This window comes from Serratia sp. 506_PEND (assembly GCF_001076875.1).
In the GTDB taxonomy this organism is placed as follows: Bacteria; Pseudomonadota; Gammaproteobacteria; order Enterobacterales; family Enterobacteriaceae; genus Serratia; species Serratia marcescens.
Genome location: NZ_JVEL01000481.1, coordinates 1 through 778, shown reverse-complemented (window position 1 = coordinate 778; position 778 = coordinate 1). Strand labels below are relative to the sequence as shown.

Annotated in this window: 1 protein-coding gene; it reads right to left on the bottom strand. The window is 65.3% G+C overall.

Translation table 11 applies throughout. The features are described 5' to 3' along the window. Positions 1–778 (bottom strand): phage tail sheath subtilisin-like domain-containing protein (locus tag ADK28_RS19450; RefSeq protein ID WP_048796429.1); only part of this gene is annotated, 778 nt, incomplete at both ends.

Sequence of the window (778 nt, the reverse complement as noted above, 5' to 3'; positions counted from 1 at the left end):
ACCTTGAGCGGTGTCACGCCGTTCCACAGCGCACTCTCAATCTCCGTTCCGCCCGGCTGACTACCCAGGGCGGTGACATCCAACCCGGTAATGGGCAGACCGTCATACGGCCGCGCCGGGTCGTCCTGGCTGGCCAGCACCGCGCCATAGCCGGCAGCGATGAAAGCATTGGGCAACTGCGAACCGTTATGCCAGGCGAGCGTGATGCGCCCCTCGTTCAGGTCACCGGCCAGCGTTGTGGCGGTTGCGAGCGTGCCGCGCCAGCCGGCTACGCCAACGGCACCGCGCTGCACTAAAGGGCCGGAGACCGATTCCAGGAAGGTACGCAGCGCCGTCAGCGAGTCGTCGCTGGAATACGGGTTAATCACCACGTTGAAGCCGGAGCCGTAGATAACGGCAAGTGCCGCCGAGACATCCGGGTCGCCAACGCCGGCCGTACCGGCCGCCACGGCAACGGCGACACCAGGGACGGTGGTTGCCGCACGCACCCCGAACTCATTACCGAACGTGCCCTTGTTACGGGCGGTCAGCGTGACCACACCGGCGGCGGCAGTGGCTGTCACCGGCAGATTCTTGTTGGCGTTGATGGCCGCAATGAGTTTTTTCGCCATCGCGTCCGGCGTGTCGGTGTTCGCGGCGGCGACATCAATACGTACACCGGCAATCCACACGCTGTTTTGCCCCGCGCCGGTGGCAGAGCCGGTCAAGGTGATGGTCGACGTCGCCGCAATGCCGCCTGTGCCGTTGTCATCAAGCGGCAGCACGAACAGCTGCAGGA